Source organism: Actinomadura montaniterrae (genome assembly GCF_008923365.1).
Classification (GTDB): Bacteria; Actinomycetota; Actinomycetes; order Streptosporangiales; family Streptosporangiaceae; genus Spirillospora; species Spirillospora montaniterrae.
In genome coordinates this window covers 1-1,456 of record NZ_WBMR01000474.1, presented here as the reverse complement: position 1 = coordinate 1,456, position 1,456 = coordinate 1, and the positions used below count along the sequence as shown (strand labels likewise).

The following is a 1,456-nucleotide window of genomic DNA, read 5'->3' as shown; positions in this document are numbered from 1 at the left end:
CGGGCGCGCCGGGGTCCGGGTGAGCGTCGAGGCGTCGCCGTCGTCGCGCGGCTGGCCCGGCACCGCCGGGTTCGCGGCGTTCGAGGACGCCGTGGGCCGCGCCGTGGCGGCGGCCGGGGACGCGATGGCGCTGTGCCAGTTCGACCGGCACTGGTTCGGGCCCGGCGGGCTGGGCGCGCTGGAGGCGTGCCACGGCGGGCCGGTCGGCGCCGGCGCGGTCTTCGACGACGGCGTGCTGCGGATCGATCCGCTGTTCGCGCCGCCCGGCCTCCGGCTGTCCGGCTCCATCGACGAGTCGACGCTGCCGGGGCTGCTGGCGGCGCTGCGCGGGCTCGACGACCGCGCCGCGCACGTGTGCCTGGACCTGGCCGGCGTGGAGTTCTGCGACCTCGCGGGGCTGCGCGCGCTGGTCGGCGTGAACGAGTGGAGCATCGTGCCCGACCGGCTGGTCGTCCTGCGGTCGGCGCCCCGCTGCGTGGAGATGATGATGCGCGTGACCGGCTGGGAGGGTGCGCCCGGGATCGTCCACGAGGGGGTCCGGTGACCGCCCCCGGGGCGGGGCCGCCGCAGGCGCGGGGGCTCGTGCCGGACGCGCCGCCGCAGGCCGGCGGCGGTGGCGTGCTGGTGCACCGGGCCGTCCCGTACGGGTGGCCGCGCGAGCTGGCGCAGACCGCCGTCCCGTACCTGGAGGCCGGGTGCGGCGCGGGCGACGCGGTCGTGGTGATCGCGTCCGAGCCGGTCCGGGTGACGCTGCGGGAGGGGCTCGGCGCGCAGGCCCGCGCCGGGATCGAGTTCATCGACTCCGCCGACTGGTTCGGCGGCCCGATGCGGGCGCTGGCCGGCTACCACGACCGGATGCGCGCCGACTGGTGGCCGCGCGGGCGGCTGCGGCTGCTCGCCGAGCCGGTGTGGGACGGGCTGACGCCGCTGGAGACGCGCGAGTGGCAGCGGCACGAGTCGCTGCTGAACGTGGTGTTCGCCGGCACCCCCACCATGATCATGTGCGCGTACGACGCGGTGGCGCTGCCGCCGCCGGTGCTGGACGCGATGGCCCGCACGCACCCGGAACTGGCCGGCCCGGACGGCCCGCGGCCGAGCCCCGAGTACACCGACCCGGCCGAGTTCTACGCCGAGTGCAACGCGGGCCCGCTCCCGCCGCCCCCGGCGTCCGCGGCGCACCGCACGTTCGGCGCGGGCGGGCTGCCGTCGCTGCGCGCGTTCCTCGCCGCCGAGGCGGCGCGGCTCGGGCTGCCGGAGGGCCGGACGCTGCCGTTCGTGCTGGCGGTGAACGAGGTCGCCACGATGATCATCCGGGCCGGCGGCGGGCGCGGCTCGGCGCTGCTGTGGGCGCGGTCGGGCGAGCTGGTCTGCGAGCTGGCCGACCCCGGCCGCATGCTCACCGACCGGTTCCTCGGCTACACCCCGCCGCCGCCCGGCCCGCCGCCGTCCGCCGGGC

The 1,456-nt window shown here is 78.8% G+C and carries 2 protein-coding genes; both read left to right on the top strand.

The window, feature by feature from the left end:
* Positions 1–544, top strand: a 544-nt coding sequence (locus tag F9B16_RS50385) for an STAS domain-containing protein (RefSeq protein ID WP_151547340.1), incomplete at its 5' end; no start/stop codon positions are given.
* Positions 541–1,456, top strand: a 916-nt coding sequence (locus tag F9B16_RS50380; RefSeq protein ID WP_192809422.1) for a sensor histidine kinase, incomplete at its 3' end; no start/stop codon positions are given. The genes F9B16_RS50385 and F9B16_RS50380, both read left to right, overlap by 4 nt.